This window comes from Cupriavidus sp. 2TAF22, assembly GCF_052115045.1.
Classification (GTDB): Bacteria; Pseudomonadota; Gammaproteobacteria; order Burkholderiales; family Burkholderiaceae; genus Cupriavidus.
Genome location: NZ_JBFRFX010000027.1, coordinates 88,557 through 106,765, shown reverse-complemented (window position 1 = coordinate 106,765; position 18,209 = coordinate 88,557). Strand labels below are relative to the sequence as shown.

The following is an 18,209-nucleotide window of genomic DNA, read 5'->3' as shown; positions in this document are numbered from 1 at the left end:
GGCCCATACGCTCCCCTACCGACGCTTCGCCTACCACCTCGCGGTGGCCTGCGCACGGCTCGGGGCCGATGTGGCTCGCTATTCCTTCATCGTAGTGGACTTGCACCACCAACTCCTTGCCGGTCTCCCGGCGCACTCAGTATATAAATGCGGTCATGACACCCGTCGACAGCCTCTGGCTCACCAATCCCACCCTCGCCTACGCCGATTGGCAGCGCCGCGAGGCGTCGGGCGCGGACCGGCGCCCTTTCGCGGCCCGCTCGATCATCCAGCATCAGGCCATGTTCGAGCATTTTCGGCGCCATCTGCTCGACGTCGACACCACCGTGGCCACGTTCGGCCCAGACCATATCGATACCTTCTGGCAAGCGCCCGACCCGCGCGGCTACAGTCCCGCCACGCGCATGCGCTACTTGAAACTGCTGGACCGCTTGTGTCGCCACCTGGTTGCCATCGGTGTGCGCAAGAGCAATCCAGCCCGCCAATTGGTCCGCGACGGTCATTGGCCGAAGGCCGAGCCGGACCCCATCTACTTGCCAGAGGAGGCGGACGCCCGCCTGCAGGCGTGGGTGCAGCCCCACGCCGGGGATGACCTGGCGGCCTTGCGCAACCGCGCCATCGTGGCACTCTTCCTCGGCACCGGCGTCACGGCATTGGAAGGCCGCACGGCCCGCCGGGAGGACCTGCAGCCCGATGTTGCCCCGCCCTACCTGCGCGTGCCAGCCCACGGCGCGCGTGATACCCGCACGATCCCTCTCGCCGCATTCGCGGTGCCGATCCTGACCAAGTGGTGCATTCGCCGGCAGACCCTTCCGGTCCTTGGCGACCTCGTGTTCTCACTCCGGGCCAGCGGCGAGCCGATCACGGATATGAGTCTTGGCAAGATCGTGCGAGCGGCGCTCGTCGCGATCGACTTCGAAGCGCAAGACATGAGCCCGCGGGTGCTGCGCAACACCTACTGCCGCCGGCGGCTACTTGCCGGGCGCGACCGCAATGAAGTCAGCAAGCTGCTTGGGCTGGCCAGCACGCGAACCTGTGACCGGATCAGGGCTACCATCGGCGCGCAGTTGTAATCGTTGGTTTCACGCACTCGCACACACCGCATGGAATTTGCTATTCTCGCGGACGCCTCTACGGCAACATATCAACGAGCAACCACGAAAGAATCCATGGCAACCAAAGCAAAAGCTGTCGTAAAGACCCCGGCCAAACCTGCCGCCACGAAGGCAGCAGCGCCCACCAAGAAGGCGGCGGCCGCACCGGCGAAGAAAACCACAGCGGCTGCACCGGTGGCAAAGCCGCTGAAGGAAACCTTCACCAAGGCGAGCTTGCTGGCCCACCTGGTCGCCCAGACCGAGCTGGACGCCAAGACCGTCAAGACCGTGCTGGCCCACCTGGAAAACACGGTCCTGAGCGCCGTGCACAAGAAGGGCGCGGGCGAATTCACGCTCCCAGGCCTGCTCAAGGTCGTGGCCACTCAGGTGCCTGCCACGAAGAAGCGTTTTGGCAAGAACCCGTTCACCGGCGAGGATCAGTGGTTCGCAGCAAAGCCCGCCACCGTCAAGGTGAAGGTCCGCCCACTGAAGAAACTGAAGGACGCCGCCCTGTAAGGCGTACCAGCCTGCTGAACGAATGGAGCCCGCGAGGCTCCATTTTTATGGATGCCCGGCAGGGAAAAGAATAGGCCCTTACGTGGCGGGGCGAAGGGTGGGCGCAGGGTGGACAAACGCAGCAGACGGCTGAGGCCGGCCATTAGCGGCCTTTCGAACAGTTACTCGAAAGCGGTCACTGACCGAAACAATTTGTCCCTGCACAGATACCCATGCGAAATATTGTTCGCCGCCTTTGGTATACTGACGCAGGCTCCGGCAGATTAACGCTGTGTACGGGTTTCAGTGATATAGCCTGACGCTGCTCACGCAAGAGTTGAATAAACTCTGCATCGATCTTACTCGTTTATCTGCAAACGCATGACGCCGGGCCAATCTTTTCGTAGCGCCTTGTGCATAAATCAACGCAAGTCAGTTGACTTAATACGTCAGACCAATTTTAAATGTCATGGCATTTGAAAAAACCGTAAAAGACCAAATTTCCCAATACATTGGCGCGCATATCGCCGATGAGGCTTGGCATATATCCTACTTTGACTTCATTGGTGAAGCTAACTTAGCCAAGCGGCTCGGTGAAGAGTTCATCTCAACGAGATATATTTATAAGCTCTTAGAAGGTTTGGAAGCAAATGATTGGCTTTTGCGAGCACAAATCAGGAATCAAGTTTTGTCTTACGCGTCGATCTATGAAGCAGTAATCCATCACATCCTGTTCGATGTTCTTTCAACAGAACCTTCAGTGATCGGTCTTACTGAGTTCCCGACGAAGAAGCGAATATCAATACCTCCCGCAAGTATGACAATCCTTGAGAAGCATCTCGAGCACGACGGAAAGAAGATTATCCCGACGTACGACGCCATAGGTCGAACAGACGAGTCGAAAGTCCGCTTCGATAAAAAGGCAGAGTGTGCGGAAACACTTGGCCTGATAGATCCATGGCTAAAAGATGAGTTGATTGAATTCTACGAGGCACGCAACGCGATTCACATTCACGCCGAAATTCGCAAGTCTCTCGATTATCAGCTTGATCTTTCCAAGCGCGCCTACATGCGCATGCAGCCATTCAAAGAGCAACTTACGGCGGGATTGGCGAATCGTGGACTAGTGGTCTAAGTTTCGGTTCAATCAACGCAACATTGGCGATGGCTTCGCCATTTTCCTCTCCAGCGTTGGCGCTCTCTGCGCTTCTCGCTCCCGCGCCGGCTATGGGCGCTTAGATCCGCATTTCCTTCTGACCAACGGAAACTATCCCTTGCGCCAGCGGCACGCCGCTGGCTTGCCAGCGCCGGAGCCCGACCAAACAACGGTCGTCCGCTGACCTAGCGGCATCAGCATCAGTTTGTGAATAATATTAATTCGGACGACCAAGGCATATATTCATTGTTGGATTAATCAGGAGGATCCTTGATCTACTATTGTGACCACTGTGAAAAGCATACCAACTTCCATCCATTGCAAGTGAATATTCTTCCCGAAGAAGGCCCTTCTGAATAACATACGTTCGCAAAGTGTGATGTTTGCAATAAGCCAGCGATATTTCTCCGTGAAGACGTAGGCGATGGATTCGAGAACGACTTTTACTATCGGCTATATCCGTCACATGACCGTCATATAGGCTTTCTGCTCCCACATGTTGTGCGTACTTCGTACGAGGAGGCAGTCAAATGCGAAGGGGGGCGGTCTCAAGAGTCAAGTGCAACGTTTAGCAAATCCAGCGATTTCCAATTCCTTGGCCATCGCTTCCTCGGGTGTATCCCAGCCAAGCGTCTGACGAGGCCGGCCGTTGAGCAATTTGGCAATGTCGTTGAGCTGGGTCTGTGTGACTGCCGATAGGTCGATGCCTTTGGGCAGAAACTGGCGCAGCAAACCGTTGGTGTTCTCGTTGCTGCCGCGCTGCCAAGGCGCATGCGGATCAGCAAACCAGATATCTAAACTCAGCCGCCTGGAGAGTTCGACATGGCAGGTCATTTCCGTTCCGCGATCGTAGGTCAAGCTCTCGCGCAGAAAGGCCGGCAGCTTCTTCATTTGGCGCGTGAAGCCCTCCAGGGCGTCCTGGGCCGTGCAGCCGTCCATACGGCACAGCACCACGAAGCGCGTCTTGCGCTCAACCAGCGTGCCCACGGCGGAACGATTGAACGCGCCCTTGATGAGGTCGCCTTCCCAATGCCCCGGCAACTGCCGCAGTTCAATCTCCTCGGGCCGGTGAACGATGCGCAGGGCCTCGGGCACGAATCCGCCGCCAGCAAGCGTGGTGCGTCGGCGTCCACGCACGGGCTTTTCCTGGCGCAATGCTTCGATCATCGCCTGCTTGAGTCCACCTCGCGGATGGGCGTATATCGCGGCGTAAATCGTTTCGTGGCTGACGCGTTGGTCGGGATCGTCGGGATACATACAGCGAAGTCTGGCAGCAATCTGCTGCGGCGACCAGCGCCAGTAGACCAACCGGTCATGCACATGCTGATACAGCGCGTTGCCGGCAAGCAGCTTGCGGCGACGCCCGCAACCTCGACGACGAACACGGTACGCCGACGCCGCACGCGTCGCATCATAGTGCGGTACAGCCGTATCGCGGTTGCGCGCCAGTTCACGCGAAACAGTCGAGGCACTTCGCCCAAGCAGTCGTGCGATCACTCTTGTGCCGCTGCCTTTCCGATGCTCGATCATGATGACCGCGCGTTCCTCTGCGCTCAGATGCTTGTACTTCGTCATCGCAACACCTTACTTGATTCAAGGTGTTGCACTTGAAGCTAGTGTAGCGTTCTGTAGCTTGCAGCCTGCCTCTGCGCTTTAATCGTTCAATCAGCCGTTGGGCCCGACAGGACGGGCCCAACTCGGAAGCACCGGTCACGAGCGCTCTAAAATTCCACGCCGTGGGAAAGGTGGGAGCGTTTCCCTCAGGGCTGTCGCAGGCTCCTTCGTTCCGTCGGTGTCAGCTGGCTGAGCGCCGCCTCATCGAGATTCATCTGCCCAAGTACCTGCACGGCAGCCTTGTAGTCGTAGGCCGGTGACTGCAGGCTGGCGCCTTCCCTGGGCCGGGCAGTCCCCTCCGCAGGCTCGTTGCCGGTGGACAGCACGCGCACCGTGAATACCGATGGCATGGCCTGACGCGCGGCCGACCGCTCGCGCTGCACCGCCTCCTGCGCCGCGCTCGCAGCCTGCGAAGCCGCGGCGCTGGCGTTGGTCAGCGCGCCCACGTTGACAGCGGCCACCACGGGGATGCCGGTGGCCTTGCCCTGCACCTGGATGTTCTCGGCGTTCACCACGCGCAAGGCGGCCAGGTTGACGTTGCCCGAGACGCGGATGCCCGCTTCGCCCGCGTCGATGGTGCCCAGCGGCGCGATCAGGTCGATGTCGCCGGGCGGCACCTCGGCGATCGGGTTCAGCGTAGCGATACCGGCGCCGGTGTTCGGCGTGGTCGGAGACAGCGTCACGCGGCCATAGTCGTCGTAGATGCGACGCTGCGACGTGTAGACCACGGTGGACTTCGAACCGCGGCCCGCGTTGATGTCGCCCTGCGCCGACCAGCCCAGGATATTGCCCCCGAACGTGGTGAAGATACGACTCTGGCCCAGCAGGATGCTGTCCCGCGCATACATCTGGATCTCGCCCGAACCCTGCGTGAGCACGCCCGAGCCATCGCCCGGCACAAACCCGCCATCCACCCCCACCAGCGTGCGGCCTCCCGGCGTGAGGATGCTGATGTCGCCGCCGAAGTCGGTGTGGATGCCCGAGTCGAGCACGTCGTAGTAGTGCACGCCCGCAGGATTGCCGAGCGCCACCCACTGGGGCCGGCTCACATAGGTCACGCCGGCCGCGGGCCTGGTGGTGACCGCCGGCTCGGAGCTGCCGGGCAGGTAGCGATAGTACTTCGCGCTGCTGAACATGGTCAGGTCGCCGTCGTAGTCCGGCTGGCCGCCCTGCCCACCTTGGCCATCCCGCGCCGGCAACAGCGTGGCAATCGCCTCGCGGCCGCGCAGGTAGCTGCCGGCGCGCGGGCCATTGGTGTCGTTGTACTCGCGCCCCGACGCCTTGAGTTCGGCGTAGTAGACGTTGCGCAGATACGCCCGCTGCTGCTCGGGCGGCAAGGCGGCAAAGAACGCACGCGCATCGGTCGTGGCGGCATCGAAATGCAGGCCCAGCCCGTTGCGGCCGCCGAATCGGTCGGTCAGCCAGTTCACCAGATAAAGCTGGCTGGCCAGCCCGTACTCGCGTTGCAGGTCGCGGTTGGCCATGTTGGTACCCGTGGCCTGCGTCTGCTGCCGTGCGCGATCGATATCGGCCTGGCGCGCGGCCAGGAATGCCGGTGCGCCGGCCTCGTCGCCGTGGTAGCCGAATTCCATGCGCAGCCAGTCGCTCAAGGTCAGGCTGCCGCCATAGATCGTCACGGCCTTGCCTGGCTGGCTGGCCAGCGCGCGGCCCGGATCTGCCTGGTTGGCCGGATCGAGGTAGCGCGCGGCAAACGCCTGGAAGCCCAGCCCGTCGAGCCCGCGCGCCCCCACGCCTGCGGCCACCGCGATGCTGGCGCCGCTGGAGCGGTCGCCCGCCTGCACATTGACCACCGGGCCGAGGCTCTTGAGTTCGCCCTTGTCGGCCAGGTAGAGGTCGCGTCCTGCCGTGATTTCCAGCAGGCCCGGGCCTGCCACGTAGAACGTGCTGCCCAGGATGTCGCGGCCTGCCGAGATCACGGAGACGTCGTCGGCGTTGTTGTGCACGATCAGGTTGCCGCGCACGGTGCCGGCGCTGTACCGCATGGGGCGCAGCGGCGAATTGGGCTGGCTGCTGTAGAACTGACCGAACCAGCCGAGTGCCTGCTCGGGAACCAGCTCGGTTGAGCCGAGTTCCGTGCCTGCGTTGACGATGTCGCGTCCTGCCCGGATGGCCACGGGGCCGCCACCTTCGTACCACGTCGGCAGGATGCCGCCCGCAGAGGTGATTGTGCCGCGACTCAAGATCGCACCGGTACGCAGGCCCACGATATCGCCTTCGTTGGCGTAGAAGCGCGCGGGCGGTTGTCCGGTCCTCGCATAGCCCGAAACCGTGGGCGCGGTCAGGCTGAACATCGGGAAGACCTGGCTGGGGCCAAGGCCTGCCCCGAACAGCACGCTGGGCGCCAGCCCATTCACGCTGACATTGTTGGCCGTGTAGCCGCCAAACCATGCCTGGCCCACCACGCCGGCAAAGCCGGGGTTGAACGGACTCGGCAGCGCCGTCGGATCGGCACCCGATTGCGTGACCGAATAGCCGCCGGCATAGATCGAGTCGCCGGCCAGCAACTCCAGCGCGCCGGTGCCCGTCACCGCGAAGTGCGGGCTGACCGGGGAAGGCGCCATCACCAGCCCCACCGGCGATTGCACCGGCTTCTGGGTTGTCGAATCCCTCGTGCCGGAACTTGATCCGCCGTAGTAGAGACTGCCGTTCGGTGCGGCGGCGCGCAGGATCGATGGCATCACGAAGCGGCCATCGGTGGCGCTGTGGTTGCCGCCGCGGAAATCCATCCACGCCATCGACGGCGTCAGGTTGCCGCCGGCGCTGAGCAGGTCGATGGCTGTGGACGGCGTCCACAGCGAGAACCAGCTCCAGCCTTCACCGGCATAGGACGCGCCATCGAGCGTGAATGGCGTGCCGTTATGCACCTGCGTCACGCGGCCCGGGTCGGCAACGCCGCCCACGGCCACATCACCGCGCGCATCGATGCGCACGCCCGCGTCGCCCGGCACCAGCACCGGCCCGCCGCCGGCGATGGCCGAGGTCGACACATACGGCTGGTACGCGCGCGATTCCTTGCCGTCCGATACGTCATAGCGCAGTTCGATGCCGCCCAGCGAGCCGGTGGCCACACGCATGGCACCGCGCAGGTTCGTCATGACGCCGGTCAGGTTCAGCCGCGCATTGTCGTAGCGGGTCTGTGGCGTCTCCCCGTCCGGCGTGTCCCTCGGCGAACGCACTTCCGCCACGGGGTTCAGCCCCCCGCCAATGCGGATGTCGAGGTCGCCGCCGCCGGTCAGGGTGAGCTGGCTGCCATCGGCCGATACACGGCCCGTGCTGGCCACCGCCAGGTTCAGGCCCTGGCTGCGCGACAGGATGCCGGACGCATTCCCCATGCGGGACTCCAGCATGCCCACGTCGCCACCGGCTTCGAACACCAGGTTGCCGCCACCGAGCGTGCCGATGCCGGTGAAGCCCACCAGGAACGGCGTGTCGCTGTGCTTGGCACTCCCCCCTGCAGCCACGGGGACATAGGTGCCGAAGTTGACCCACCACGCGGTCGGCAAGCCTTGGCCCGGCTGCGCGACGCTGCCCGTGCCCTGCCGCCACATCCAGTTGCCGACGGCGGACGTGTCGTTGTGGGCGCGCATCACGCCCAGTACGTCGTCGTTGCGGATCGAGTCGCCACCGCCGCCGATGGTGTCGCCCCGAACGTCGCCGCCCGCGCGCACCAGCACGTTGCCACCATGCTCCGGATACCAGGCCCGGTAAAGGCTTTGCGTGCCGCCGTTCACAAAGGGTTCGAGGAAGGCGCCCTTCGCACCCAGCACCGTGGTGCCGATGCCGTTGGTCCCGACCGAGCGGGCCTGGTTGTACGCGGCATCGACACCGATCGACTGCGTGCCCGCCGTATAGACGCCAAACGGCGACGACATCGTGAAATTGCCGGCCGACAGCACGTCGAGGTCGCCCGTGCCGGTACGCAGCACGCTGAACAATTGCTGGCGTGCCGGGGTATTCCTGTCCTCGTATTCGGGTGGCGTGCCGTCGGCGATCTTCTTTACCAGTTCGCCCAGGCCCCAGTTGTTCATGTCCAGCGCAGCGGCTTCCCCGCCCCAGACACTCAGATCGAGCAGCGTGCCGGGCTCGTAACCGAGCATCGCGGCGCCCGCCTCCGTCCAGACGAGCTGGGCTGGCAGGCCGGTACCCGGCTTCAGCACGGTATCCGGGGCCAGGCCATAGTGCGTGTCGGCCAGCAGCACGTGGCCGTTGGCACTGCGCGGCAGCAGCGCACGCGTATCGGCGGCTTCCAGGTCCGCACCCGCCACCAGCCGGATCGACCAAGATTGCGATCCCGGTGCCAGCATTGGCGCCAGCGCCCAGTTGCGGCCCTGGTTGCCATCGGCATCGGCTGCACGCATCTGCACGCTCTCCACGTCGCCGGGCAGCTTCACCACGGTTTCGCTCGGGATCATGGCGCCCTTGCGCAGCGTCAGCGCGCCGGCAAGCTGCACGCCGTTGACCGCGGCGAAGGTGTCGCCGATATCCTTGATCGCGCCATCGGGGAACGGCAGCGGCACATTGGCCGGCCACAGCATGGCCGCCACGCGGGCGGCGGTGGGCACCCGGTTGCCGGCATCGAGCTGCATGCCGCTGGCCAGCGTCAGCGCCTGCGACAGTACCGTGCCGGCGGCGTGGATCACGTTGCCGTTGCTGTCGCGTACAGCGCCACCGAGCACCGTGCCGGCCGGCAGCACCAGATCGGCGGTCAGCGTGGCCCGCGTGGCCAGCTGGGTGCCGGCGCGCAGCGTCATGGCCTGCATCGGCAGCGCATAGTTCAGCGTGTGGCCGGACTGGAAGAACGTGCCGTCGGCCAGCGTCACGGTGCCGTCGGTCGGCACGATGATGTCGCCGCCCCATGGAATGCGGCCCTTGACCAGGATCCAGCCCTGGTCGTCCGGCGTGGCCTTCAGCACCGAGCCGTCGAAGCCGTCGGTCAGGCTGCCGAAGATCTTGAGGTTGCCGCCCGCGCGCAGCACCAGCGCGCCCGCCTCGCCCGAGCCGTACACGCCCGTCATCCGCGAATGCGGGTTGACGCTCGTGTAGCGATAGCCGGACAGGTCGATATCGCCATCGATATGGAGATCGCCGCCCGGGGTGGCGCTGGCGATTTCCACGCCGGGGCGCAGATGGAACGCGTCGGCGTACTGGCGCAGGCCAGCCAGCTTGCGCGTCATCAGGTCGCCATTGGCCAGCGCGTGGCCCATGAACGCCACGCTGTCGTCGTGCAGGTCGTTCAGGTAGCCCTGCGTGATCGACTGGTAGTCGCGGCCATCGGGGGTGCCATCCTTCACCAGCGGCGCGTTGTCGTAGCGCTGGAAGGCGTTGACCGTGACGCTGCGCGCGCCATCGATCCGCACATTGCCCGAGGCGTCGATATCGACATCGCTGCCGCGCGCGCCGCCAATACGGCGGGCGCTCAGTTCCACCGTGCCCAGCGCCAGCGGCGTGCCATCGGTGCCGGCCCGTACGTCCATGCGCGCGCCATCGGCCAGCAACAGCGTGCCGTTGCGGCTGTCGATCTCGATGATGGCGCGGTTCGGCGCCTCGATGACCTGGCCGTAGCTGTCCTTGCGCAGCATGCGGCCATGCGCATCGAGCACGGCACTGCTGCCGATGGTCACGCCATCGCGCGCGGCCAGACGAATGCTGCCCACCTGTTCGCCGCTGGCATCGACCGTGCCGTTGACCAAGAGGCGACCACCATCGACCGAGACGTTGATCTCGCGCGCCTTCAGTTCGTCGCCCACGGTCAGGTCGCCCTGCTTGACCTGGAAGCTGCGGCTGCCGGTCATGTTGCCGTCGTTCAGGCGCTGGTTCAGGCCCGTGAAACCGGCAATACGCTGGCCGCGAATATCGGCGCCACCTGCCGCGAACGGCACCCATGTGCCACCTGCATCGTAACTGCCCGTGCTGCCGCCGACGAATTTGCCCTGCAGGTCGATCGTGCCCGCACCTTCGCCCAGCGCGATGGCCGTGAACCTGCCCGCGCGGTTTTCCAGCGCGGAGACGTCGATGCGCGAGCCGGCCGCCTGGCTGATATTGCCGCGCTGGCTCTCCAGCATCACATCGCCGCCCCAACTGTATTTGCTGACGTCGTAGAAGTCGAGCTTGCGTCCGGCCAGATCCAGTTGTGCACGGTCACCGAGCACGAGGTCGCCCTGCGCGGTCACCGACAGCTTGCCGCTCGGCAGCGCCACGGCGCTATCCAGCGTGACGCTGCGGCCTTCCAGCTTCAGTTCCGCGCCGAGCGCCGCCACCAGCGCCTCATTGGACAGCGCCGGCGCCGCAGCACCCTGTGGCGCGCTGACGACGATGTCGCCACCCGCGCGCAGCCGGTTCACCGAACCGGCGTGGCCGGTCAGCAGCGGCGTGTCGATGCGCAGGTTGCCGCCCGTGTACGCGTAGCCGTTGGTCGCGTCGTCCCACGCGCCACGCGACTGATAGACCGCGAGCGTCCCGCTGTTGTTGGCGGTGATGCGGTCGTTGGCCTTCAGGTTCACTTCGCTGAAGCCGAGCGCCAGCCGCTCGAAGTCGTGCACGCTGTCCACGCGCACCGACGGGGCAAAGCCAAACTCGATCTCGCGGGCATCGATGGTCAGCTTGCCCGAGCCGGTGCCAGCGCCGCCGGTGGCCACCTGGCCCGGCGCGTTGCGGGCGCCGTTCCACACCAGCACATCGGTCTCGATGCGCGCTTCGGCATTGGCGTCGCCGGCGCCATAGATGGCCGGCGTGGTCAGCACCAGGCGCTCCAGTGCAGACTTGCGGGTCACCGGGTCGAGTGTCGACAGCGTGATCGAGTCGTGGAAGTTCACCGCGTCGCGCGCAGTCAGGATCAGGTTTTTCAGCGCCGGGGCGCCGGTGCTGGTATCGCCTTGCAGCAGGCGGTTCAGCACATCCTGCGACAGCCGCAAGCCCGGCGGCAGCGCGCCACGCGTGGCGGCCGCCGCCAGCGCGGCGTCGCTGCCCACGTTGATGGCACCCACGGACAGCGACAGGTTGCGCGTACCGTAGCGCGCCGTATCGCGCAGCTCGAACGCCTGGTCCGTGACCGCGGCGATGGTGCCTTCGGAATAGAGCTGCGCCGCGCCTTTGCAGACCACGCCGGCCGGGCATGCGCCGATGTCGATCTTGCCCGGCGCGAAGCTGCCGCTGGCCGACGGCGCCAGCATGTCGATCCAGCCGTTGGACACCGCCAGTACCGAACGTTCGCCCGGATCGTAGACGTAGCCGTGGGTCGAGTCCCACGCCACCTTGCCCCGGCCCAGCGTATTGATGCCGGCGCCCTGTTCGACAACGATTCCGCCGTTCCTGTCGTTGGTGACCAGGAACACCTCGGGCGCCTTGAGTACAGCGCCGCTGCGCAGCACGATGTCGTAGGCGTTGTTGGCGAGGAAACCCAGCACATTGTTGCGCTGGCTGCCGCTGTTGTTGCCGATGACCTGCGGCAAGGCCCCGATGCCAAGGCGCGCAGCGCCGATGGCGTTCAGGTCGTCCGCATACAGCGACACCGGGATGCGGCTCGAGGCGCCCCACGGCGTGGGTTCGGCGCCCGGCCCCATGATTTCATAAGAGCCGCCGCCGGCCAGCACCAGCGCACTGCCGCCCAGCCCGCCTGCCGGCGTGTCGTACCGCGTGGTGCCGTCGAACTTCAGCGCCGGCAGGTCGCCGATCGCACCCTTGGCGTTCGCGCCGATAAAGTACAGCGCCAGCGTCTTGGCATCGCGCTCGATCAGCGAACGCGGCACGCCGCCGCGTTCCGCTGCCGCCACGGCGAAGTCCGCATAGCTGGTTTCGTTGTACTGCGAATAGCGGCGCAGCGTGTCGGCCGAGGTGATGATGGCCTGCGTCGGCAGGGCATCGCGGATGCCGGTATCGATCGTGCTCAGACGCACGCTGGCGGCATGCGAACCATTGCGCATAGCCAGCGCGCCTTGCGCCGACGGCGACGCCAGCGACGCCAGCGCCGGACTGGCCGCACCGTTGAGCTCGACGCGAAACGCGCCCGGCAGCAACGCGTACGTGGACGGCAGCAGCGTGTAGGTGCCCGGCGGCAGGCCCGGCACGCCCGCGCCGATGGTGATCTGGCGGCCGATGGCCGGATCGCCGGCACCCTTCTCCGCGATGATCGGCGCATAGCCGGCCTGCGCGCCGGGGACGATGGCATAGACGGGATTGGTGGACAGCCCCGGCAGCTTGAAGCCGCCGTTGGAGCCCACCTGGATCAGCGGATACATGCGGGCGTCGGTGGAACCGCCGCGCCCGCCCAGGAAGGCCGCGCCCGTGAGGCTGCCGCCACCGCTCATGTCCAGCACCGCGCCGTCGCGCACGTCCACCGCATGGCCAGTCAGCGTGATGGTCGGACCCGTGCCCACGAGGTCATAGGCCACGTCCTTGCCGTTGTACAGATAGCTCAGCCCGTCGAGCGTGCCGCCATACGGCATGGCCAGGCCCTTCGCACTGACCGACGTCACGCTGCCGGGCAGCAGGTTGATGGTGCCGGTCTCCCCGCCGTATTCGCTGGAACCGAAGCTGACCCGGCCCAGCGGCGCACGCACCACGCCGCTCTGATTGACGGTGGGGCCCGCCAGGCTGATCGTGCCGAAGACCGAATACGGTTGGGCAGGTTCCGCGTCGGTCGTACGCTCGATATTCAGGCTGCGGGTGAGGTCCGTACGGCGCGACAGGTTGCCCCACTCGTCGATATAACTCGTCACCCCGACCACGACCTTGCCGCTGTCGTTCGACGCGGGATAGATCTGCGAAGCGGCGAGCGTCAGGTTGCCCGGCACATACAGCTCCGCGGCGCCGGACATCCGCAGGTCGGCGCGGCTGCGCAGCGTGATGTTGTCGAACGCATTGCGCTCGACCTTGAGCGGATCGCCGTTGTTGACGACGATCTCGCCGCGTGTGCCGACCAGCATCGCGCCCRTCAGGTCGAGGAAGCCCGCGTCCACGACAAGGCTCGTGCCGTCGGCCACCAGCGGCACGCCCAGCGTGCCACCCACGCCGCTGGCGTTGCGCGAGCCAACCACGGCATTGGGCATGATGGTGTTGTCGACCTGCCGGCGCGTGGTGCCGGCAAGCTGCACGTAGGGCGCCGCCAGCGTCACGCGCGTGGCCGGATCGGCATTGGCCGCCAGGCCGATCGAGCTGGCCACCAGGCGCAGGCTCTGCTCCACGCTCAGGTCGACCGGGCCTTCGAAGCTGATCATGCCGTTGGCCAGCAATGCCACATTGCCGAAACCGCCGGCGTGGATGCGATCCACGCCGATGCGGCCCCGGCCATAGGCCAGCGCATCGGCACGCGCGCCGGCCACCAGGTCGCCGGGCAGCAGGCTGTCGCCCTGCAACCGTGCCAGGATCAGCTCGCGCGGCACGCGCACGGCATCCTCGATGTTCGCACCCTTGTACGTATTGCGGTCCACGCCCAGGTACACCGGCGTCTCCAGCGCAACGGCCAGCGTACCGCCCGCCGCACCGGCCCCGGCGCCCATCGCGCGCAGGTCGCCATCGATAAACACGCCGCGCATCGAACTGAGCGCGATAACGCCGCCATGGCCCGGCAGCGTGACGCGCCCCTGACCCGGCACATCGATATCCGCCGACGCACCGGAGGCGTCGATGCGCGCACCGGGGCGCACCACCACGAACGCGTCCGCCGCATCCACCTCGCGCGCGCCCGCCTGATAGGGCGCGCCGATCTCGATTGTGCCGCCACTCGCCGCCACGCCATGGCGCCGGCCCTGGCCGTCAAACGCCGTCACGGCGCGCCCCGCGGCATCGAGTACCGCATCGCTGCCGATCCAGATCGACTTGGCATCGGCCTTGCCGCTCGGCGTATCGGCAGCGCCCTGCCCCAGCGGGGTTTCGAGGATGGCGATCCTGCCGCCCCACGCGTTCAGCGTRCCATCGACCGTGATCTGGCCATTGCCCTGCACGGTAATGGCCTGGCCCGGATCGACCGTGACGGCGCTGCCCTTGCCGATCACCACCGGCGCGTGCGAATAGACGTTGCCGCCGGTCAGCACCAGGCCGGCGCCACGGCGCTGCGTCAGTACGCCATCCTCGGGGTGTTCCTCCCAGACTGGTGCCAGGTAGCGCTGCAGCACGTTGTCCGGCGGCGACCCCGTCGGGGCGGCATGCGCGGCCACCATGTCATGGCGCAGCACCGGCATGTTCACGTCGATCCGCGCGCCTTCGGCCACCTGCGCGCCCTGCTGTCCGATGATGTCGTAGTGACCGAAGCCGGTCTGGAACAGCTTGTCGCCCAGGACCAGCAATGGCTTGACGGCAACGTCGGTCACGAAGACGGCACCCGCCGGCAAACGGTCGCCGGCGGCGAGCGTGACCCCCTTGGAGAACGGCGTGCCGGCCTTGAACGTGGTGCTGAACTGGGCCACTGGCATGCCATTGGCGAATACGCCAGCCGGCACCACATAGCCAGGAGCCATGTCTTCCTGCGTGCTTGTCAGCACCGTGCCAGCCGGGACGGTCTGGCCCGATACGTAGAACCTGCCCGTATTGTCGTAGACCAGGAAAGACCGGAAGCCGATGCCCGGCGGCACCACCCAGTTGCCGAGCAGCGTCACGGGGTTGTCGCGCGATAGCGCGATCTTGCCCGGTGCCGCGTCGCCCGGCATGACGCGGCTCGACGTAAACGTGTAGTCCACCGGCAGCACCGTGCCGGCCGGCATGGTGAAGTCCTGCGCCAGCGTCAGCTGGATCGCCACGGACTCGCCGGCCTTGAGCACACCCTGCTCGGCCAGCAGCCCGCCACCAATGGCCACGCCGATGCCCGAATCGATCTTGAGCGTGCCGCCGCCGCGCACGCCGTAGCCGCGCAGTTCGCCGTCCATGCGCAGCGTGCCCGACCCCACGCCATCGAGGTCATACTGGTTGGCCAGCAGCGAGATATTGCCGCCGCGTCCACCAGTCAGCGAACCCTTGGGCTGCAGTGCCGCCCCGGACGAGACGTCGAGCACACTGCCTTTGCCGAGGTCGATATCGCCACGCGTGCTGATGAGGATGCTGCCGCCATTCACGTATGGCAGGCCACTGATGTCGTCGGCGTTGGTACGCAGGTTGGTCCAGACGCCGCTTGCATCGAGCGTGACGCCGTCGGCCACGCCGACCCTGGCCGGGGCCGTTGTCGAAATCGGCAGCGCAGTCCAGGCCGCTGCGTTCGGCTGGTAGGTGTCGACGATATTGCCCAGCGCGATCGTGCCGCCGCGCGCGGTCAGGTCCGCGCTGGCCGCCACGTCCGCCGCGTGCAGCGCCAGCGTGCCGCCATGGGCCACGGTCAGCGGCGCATCCACCGCAATGCCATCCTTGGCATAGACCTTCAGCGCGCCAAGCTTCTGCGTATTGAGCCACTCGCCATCAAGCCGGATACGGCCGGCCAGCGTGTCGGGCAGCGCATCGTCGAGCGACAGCCCTTGCGCAATGCGTTCCACCGTGCCGATCTCGACGCGCCTGGCCACCGCCACTGGCGAGTCGCGCAGCGTGCCCGACGCGGTGTCGTACACGGGTACCACCTTGCCGATCACCAGTGCGCCGGCCATGGGCGCGGCGAACTGCGACTGCCGGTAGCCATCGAGCCCGGCGTCGCGCGCCTGGCTCTGGCGCGCGCCCTGGTACACCGTGGCCTGGATATCGCCTTCCATCACGGCGGCGCCGGTGCCGACCACCACGCGGCCCGCATCGCGGCCCACGGTGTAGCCATTCTCCAGGCGACGATCCGGCGCGATCAGCGGGCTGTTGAACTGCTCGGCGGCCGTCTTGCCCCAGCGCTGGTGCTCGCTTTCGTAACCGCGGTACAGGCCCTTGTAGAGCACGTCGGCGGGCGCCTTGTCGAGGTTGTAGAGACGGCCATCCTCGCCGCGCAGCCAGCTCTGCCGGATGGTGCCGGTCTGCAAGTCCAGCGAACCGCCCGACACATTGACCGACGAGCCGGCCTGCGAGACCAGCGCGCCGCCATCGAACAGCACCGTGCCGCCCAGCGCGGCCCATTCGCCGATGCCATGGCCGCTGGTGCTCAGGTAGCCGCCCACTTCGAGCAGCCCCCCGCCCGTGTACCAGCGATCGGTGGTGTAGCCATTGGTGCCGGCCGCCACGCGCACCAGGTAGCGGCGGTCCACCCACATCGTGGTGTTGTTCAGGGTCTTCGAGTCGCGATTGCCGGGCGCGTCGCGCTGCTCGTTGCCCTGGACGTTGATCTCGACGTTGTTGGCGGCCATGGCCACGTTGACGCCAACCGCGCCGGCCACGTCGAGGATGGCGCGATTGGCCAGCTGCGTACGGCCCACGGCGTTGACGCTGATCTGCCCGCCCGTGGCCAGCGTCAGCGAATCGCCATCGAACAGCACGTCGCCCGCCGAGGCGATCTGCACCAGCGACTGGTCACGGCGGTTGTAGCCGCCCTCGCTGGCCGTGGCGGAGTCGCGCAGCAGCGCATCGCGCTGGACGTCGAGCGCCGTGGTCGTGCTCTCATCGAGCGCGATGACGCTGACACTGCCTGGCGCCAGCGTCACGCGGCTCTTGCCGTCGCCTTCCGCGCGCAGGTGAATGGTGCCGCGCGTATTGACCGACGTCGTACTCACCAGCACGCCCGTCTGTTCGACGGTGTGGCCCTTCAGCGTGATATCGCCGGTGGCCGCCTGGATCAGGCCGGTGTTGCTGACACGGCCCGCTTCGCTGCCCGCCAGTCGCAGCACATCGATCTCGTTGCCGCGCGTGGTGGACGTCTGGTTCGTATCGGTGCCGAAGCCGCGGCGGATGACGAAGCTGTCGCCTGCCGCCAGCGCGGTCTGGCCGCCGGGCGTCGTGATCGTGCCGTGGTTATGCGCCTCGCGCCCCACAAGCAGCACGTAGCCGCCACCTTGCGTAACGGACTCCGGCTTGCGCGTGGCAATGCGTGCGCCGGCTTCCACCACCACATCGCCGGTGGCCTTGCCGTTCGTCACGGCGGTGGGCGTGACCGACAGGTCGTTGGCGAACGTCGGCACGTAGCCAGTGCCGCGCGACTCGCTGAACAGGCCGCGGCCGAACTGGGCGTTGGTCATGCCGGCGGCGGCCGCCACGAGGTTGCGCGTATCGACCTGGCTCGTGCCGGTAAAGACGATGCCGTTGCGGTTCACGATCATGACCGTGCCGTCGGCCTTGATCTGCCCCTGGATCTTGCTGGGGCGCGCCTGCGGATCATTGACGCGGTTCAGCACCGCCCAGTCCTGCTTCTGCTGGAATTCGACCGTGGTGTTGCGGCCGACGTTGAACGTTTCCCAGTTCAGGATGGCTTTGTCGGCGGTCTGCTCGATGGTGACCTGCGTGCGGCCATCCGCCGTCTTCTGGGTCGGGTTCTTTGCGTTGAGCCAGCCGGCGGTCAGGCTGTTGGTGTCCACCTTGAGGCCGCCTTCGGCGAGACCGTCCGGCACCGGCGATTGCTGCTCGGCGGCCTGCCGTGCCGCCGCCTGCGTCGCCTGCATGGCCGCGATGCCCTGCGCGGCCTGGCCGAGATTCTGGATCGAGCGCTGCAATTGCTCGCTGGCGCGCTGCTGCTGCGCATTCGGGCTGGTCAGCGCCGCTGCGGGCGTACCGTTCGGCAGCCGGCCCGTGGCGGTTGCCGTGTCCTGCATCATGTTTTTCTGCGCCATCCACGCGCGGCTGAACGCCTGGTTGGCATGCGCGTGGCCCCAGAATCCGCCGGCCGCCACCAGCAGGGCCACGGTGCGGGCCAGCGGTCTTATCGTCGGCACCCGGGGTACCGTCATCGTGATCCTGCCTTTGTCCTGCGCCAGCAAGGTCTTCTGGTAAACGCGCTTCTGCATGGTGCC

Annotated in this window: 5 protein-coding genes; 3 read left to right on the top strand and 2 right to left on the bottom strand. The window is 66.2% G+C overall.

Annotation, left to right across the window (positions count from 1 at the left end):
- Window positions 1-155: 155 nt before the first annotated feature.
- From AB4Z48_RS28030 to AB4Z48_RS28020, 3 genes are all read left to right on the top strand, one after another.
- Window positions 156-1,073: a tyrosine-type recombinase/integrase gene (locus tag AB4Z48_RS28030; RefSeq protein WP_441620016.1), complete on the top strand. Its 918-nt coding sequence runs from the start codon at window positions 156-158 to the stop codon at window positions 1,071-1,073.
- Between the two features lie 96 nt (window positions 1,074-1,169).
- Window positions 1,170-1,610, top strand: coding sequence for an HU family DNA-binding protein (locus tag AB4Z48_RS28025; RefSeq protein ID WP_441620014.1), 441 nt, complete (start codon window positions 1,170-1,172; stop codon window positions 1,608-1,610).
- Window positions 1,611-2,058: 448 nt separating this feature from the next.
- Window positions 2,059-2,724 carry a hypothetical protein gene (locus AB4Z48_RS28020; RefSeq protein ID WP_441620012.1) on the top strand — a complete coding sequence of 222 codons (666 nt, stop codon included), beginning with the start codon at window positions 2,059-2,061 and terminating at the stop codon, window positions 2,722-2,724.
- Between the two features lie 576 nt (window positions 2,725-3,300).
- Here AB4Z48_RS28020 and AB4Z48_RS28015 read toward each other — a convergent pair.
- Complete coding sequence (locus AB4Z48_RS28015; protein WP_441620010.1) at window positions 3,301-4,320, bottom strand: IS30 family transposase; 1,020 nt, start codon at window positions 4,318-4,320, stop codon at window positions 3,301-3,303.
- A 185-nt stretch (window positions 4,321-4,505) separates the two neighbouring features.
- Window positions 4,506-18,203 carry a filamentous haemagglutinin family protein gene (locus tag AB4Z48_RS28010; RefSeq protein WP_441620008.1) on the bottom strand — a complete coding sequence of 4,566 codons (13,698 nt, stop codon included), beginning with the start codon at window positions 18,201-18,203 and terminating at the stop codon, window positions 4,506-4,508.
- Window positions 18,204-18,209 lie beyond the last annotated feature (6 nt).